This window comes from Sphaerochaeta sp. S2 (assembly GCF_016406725.1).
GTDB lineage: Bacteria > Spirochaetota > Spirochaetia > Sphaerochaetales > Sphaerochaetaceae > Sphaerochaeta.
The window spans coordinates 1-3,784 of record NZ_JAEKNT010000211.1; the positions used below are offsets into that span (position 1 = coordinate 1).

At 49.8% G+C, this 3,784-nt stretch carries 5 protein-coding genes; 4 read left to right on the forward strand and 1 reads right to left on the reverse strand.

Annotated features, from left to right (window positions below):
- Nucleotides 1-1,421 (reverse strand): glycoside hydrolase family 3 protein (locus JF818_RS05910; RefSeq protein ID WP_198891065.1); only part of this gene is annotated, 1,421 nt, incomplete at its 3' end.
- Nucleotides 1,422-1,491: 70 nt separating this feature from the next.
- Here JF818_RS05910 and JF818_RS05915 point away from each other — a divergent pair.
- From JF818_RS05915 to JF818_RS05930, 4 genes are all read left to right on the forward strand, one after another.
- Complete coding sequence (locus JF818_RS05915; protein ID WP_198891067.1) at nucleotides 1,492-2,292, forward strand: TIGR00282 family metallophosphoesterase; 801 nt, start codon at nucleotides 1,492-1,494, stop codon at nucleotides 2,290-2,292.
- 2 nt (nucleotides 2,293-2,294) lie between these two features.
- Nucleotides 2,295-2,711, forward strand: coding sequence for a SoxR reducing system RseC family protein (locus JF818_RS05920; protein ID WP_198891069.1), 417 nt, complete (start codon nucleotides 2,295-2,297; stop codon nucleotides 2,709-2,711).
- A gap of 37 nt (nucleotides 2,712-2,748) precedes the next feature.
- Nucleotides 2,749-3,285, forward strand: a complete 537-nt coding sequence (gene lptC, locus JF818_RS05925; protein WP_198891070.1) for an LPS export ABC transporter periplasmic protein LptC — start codon at nucleotides 2,749-2,751, stop codon at nucleotides 3,283-3,285.
- Nucleotides 3,282-3,784, forward strand: a 503-nt coding sequence (locus JF818_RS05930; protein WP_198891071.1) for a hypothetical protein, incomplete at its 3' end; no start/stop codon positions are given. The genes lptC and JF818_RS05930, both read left to right, overlap by 4 nt.

Below are 3,784 nucleotides of genomic sequence, written 5' to 3' on the forward strand. Positions count from 1 at the left end.
CCCCCACTCTGTACAACAAGAATAGTTCTCTTATTCAGTTTCGTTGCATGCTCTATCGAACGAAGCGTTGCACGGTCCATCTCCCAAGGGCGATCGTATGCCTCTGACTCTTCAATGTGGTTGAAACCAACAACCAGGATGACCGCGTCAGAGGAAGCGACATTTCTCCGATATGAGGCACTGCGATACCAATGCCGTGGCAAGCTGGTCGCCTTGTCTTCCATCAAGGAAGCAAATGTCTTTGGTGGCGTTACCCACTGGATCATCGAAGAGCCTCCTCCTTGAGCCACGCGGAAGGCGTTTTCTCCACCTATACAGAGTTTCAGGGAAGGACCAAGTGGAAGTGCAGCATCCTTGTTTTTCAGGAGCACCACACCCTCTTGTGCCACTTGTAACGCAGTCTCTCGATGTTTGTCATTTCCTACCTTGAGAGCAGGATCGGCAAGCGGACAGTCGAACAATCCTGCCCTCTCATACGCAGTGAAGAGATGAAGCACCTTCCTGTCGATTGCCTCCTCTGTGACCACTCCCTTGGAAATGGCATCCACTACCTTTTCACGCTTCAGGTATTTTCCCCCAGGCATTTCCAGGTCGACACCGGAAGAGAGTACACCATCGGTACTGTATAGGGAATTCCAGTCGCTGATGACTAGCCCATCGAACTGCCACTCTCCTCTCAGGATTCCCTCCAAGAGATAGGCGTGCTCACTTGCATAGATTCCATTGACCTGGTTATAGCTGGTCATCACACCAAGGGATCCTGCATCCAATGCATATTTGAAGGCAGGAAGATAGAGTTCCCTGAGCGTCCTCTCATCAACCACAGAGTTGGATTTATGCCTGTCATACTCGCTGTTGTTGCAGGCAAAATGCTTGACCGTTGTAATGACTGGGTGGGTTTGCACTCCCTTGATATATGCCCCTGCCATCTTTCCAGCCAGCAGGGGGTCCTCTCCAAAATATTCAAAGTTTCTCCCAGCGACGGGAACCCTTGCCAGGTTCACCCCGGGGCCAAGCAAGACACCGATGCCCAAGGCACGACATTCTGATCCAATACATTCCCCTACTTGGGTAAGCAGAGATTCGTTCCAAGATGCTGCCATGGCAATGGATGCAGGAAAATCGGTTACTGGGGCATTCCATCCCCTAAGCCCTAGTGTTGCATCACTGGTCCATACCGGTTTCAAGCCAACACGCTCAATGCCCGGGATACAGAACTCATCCTGCCCACTGAGCAAGGTAATTTTTTCGTCAAGATTCAGGATGGCAAGCAATTGTTTGGCCTTCGAGGGCTCCTTACTTGGAGGAAGCTTGAGATTCATCGGTTCATAGTCCTGTTGGACATCCCGGCTTTTGAGCATCTGTTGCATACGTATCTGGACTACACGTTTTCCCAGTTTTGAAAACCATCGGCTATACACGGGTCACCTCCAAAGGCAAGTATACCATGCACACTTGCCTTTGGATGGAAAAACTCGGTACTGTAGGTGCATGAGCATACGCGTACTCTTTTTAGGTGAAATAGTAGGAAGACCAGGGATTCAATGTGTCAAGGAAGCTTTGCGACCGCTAAGATCAGAGAAGTCCATCGATTTGGTGATCGCCAACGCAGAGGGGGCAACCGGAGGTTTCGGTATTGGGCGAGCCCACAGCATGCAGTTGCTGAAGCTGGGTATTGATGTGATCACCGGTGGAGAGAAAATCTATTACAAGAAGGACATGGTGGAGTTCATTGCAAAGAATCCCAGCATACTCAGACCCGCAAACTATCCACAGCAAAACCCCGGGAGGGGTATCCGGTTTCTTACAGTGAATGAACAGAAGGTATGCGTGATAAATATCCTTGGGAATGCAGACTTTCCCCGCACCCACCTCTCCAATGCCTTCAGCCTTGCCCAGCTCCTGGTGGACAAGGCTCAGGAAGAGGGGGCCATTCCCTTGGTACAGTTCCATGCATCCCCAACAGCAGAGAAACTCTCAATGGGATTCATGCTGGATGGAAAGGCGGCTGCGGTCATCGGGACCCATACCAAGGTACTCAGCGCCGATGGGCGTATTCTAGGGGGTGGTACAGCCTATATCACCGACAATGGGAGATGTGGAAGCCAAACAAGCGTGGGAGGCTTCGATGCTGCCACGGAAATTGAAAAACAAATAGTACAGATACCGGTTCGCAGCCAAGAGTGCTGGGATGACCTAGCCCTGGTTGGGGTGATGGTGGATATCTCAGACGAGAAGAAGGCAACCTCCATCGAGGTTATCCGCGTTCCGGTAGAAAATGAAAGGATATAATTATGTATGAGGTCGTTACCGTAACAAGAAACATCTCTCCTGATAAGGTCGAGGTTGTCTGCACCAGTTCAGCATGCAGCGGATGCAAAGGGTCGGCATTCTGTAATACCAAGGGGAAAAAATTTGAAGTCTGGAATGAGAACAAGCTTCCCGTAGACGAAGGCCAGGAGGTTGAAATCTACCTCCAGCCATCAAGGACGATTGCCGGAACCTTGATCACACTCATTGCCCCCTTACTGCTTTTTCCCATTGGATATTTCCTGGCTGTTGCTGCAGGGCTGGGGATTGGGGCATCCTTCCTTATCGCTTTGGGGGGCATCGCCCTTGGATTCGTGGGAGTCTGGCTCTATTTCAAGAAACAAGCGAACCACTACCTTCCTGTCGTAGCTTCAGTCCTCTCAGAAGAGAGGGAAGAATGAGATTGCTCAAAAGCGCAACGACGGTTATACTCAATACATGAGAAAAAGGCTTCTTGGCATGGTTCTTGCATCGTTTCTGTTTCTCTCCTGCTCCCTTTCACCCGAGCAGGAGGTAATGGCACGCTCTTTTACCTTGCCAGATCTCACCTTGAGAAACGCCACCTATGTCTTGGACCGGGGCAATGAACCCCCAATCAGTGTTATAGCCGATGAGATCGACCTCTATGATCAGACACATAAGGCCATTATTCGGGGTTTACACTTCTCTCAGACTGATGAGGAAGGAAATCTGATCATCAGCGGACATGCCGATTATGCAGAAGTAGACACCGAATATTACGATGCAGAACTTTCCGGATCTATTTCCCTGGAAAAATATCCAGAACATCTGCTCATTGAAGCAGAAGCCTTGAGCTGGATCGGGGACGATGAAACACTCCTCAGCAAGGGAGATACTCCCGTCACCCTACTCTATGAGGATAACAAGAAGGTACAGGGAACGGGAATGACTGCCACATTGGCAAGCTTCAGCGTTACCTTTAAAACAGTGTTGGAGGGAGTGATATCCCAATGAAACGAGCACTAATCATTCTTGCAATACTGGTATCTTCTCTCGTCTCCCTTCTTGCTGAGCCAATATCCTTCTCCGGGGGCTCGACCAGCATGCATATGCAACAGGGATTCGAGACCATCACCCTCTCAGAAGGGGCTACCATTACCAGCGGTTCGCTTCGTCTTGAAGCCGATACCATCGTCCTTACAGGAGAGTCATTCCGTTATGCAACCTGTAGTGGATCTGTTTCGCTCTATGACGAAGAGCGGGGAATCTCCTTGCAGAGCAAGAATCTCTACTATGACCGCGAAGAGGAATTGATCATCATTGATGGATACCTCGAACTGGACGACCAGATTAACGAGGTGATCGCATCTGCATTCCACCTGGAGTTCACCCTTGATGATGGAGTAGTCCTATTACAGGTCCAAGTCCAACTCTTCAAACACACAGACAGTGGCGCAATGGCTTGTAAGGCTGATTCCTTACGATTCAATAGAGAATCACAAATGCTCAACCT

What these genes read in the sequence shown, in the direction of transcription:
- JF818_RS05915 (WP_198891067.1), top strand. Translation starts at nt 1,492, where the DNA reads ATGAGCATACGCGTACTCTTTTTAGGTGAAATAGTAGGAAGACCAGGG.
- JF818_RS05920 (WP_198891069.1), top strand. Translation starts at nt 2,295, where the DNA reads ATGTATGAGGTCGTTACCGTAACAAGAAACATCTCTCCTGATAAGGTC.
- lptC (WP_198891070.1), top strand. Translation starts at nt 2,749, where the DNA reads ATGAGAAAAAGGCTTCTTGGCATGGTTCTTGCATCGTTTCTGTTTCTC.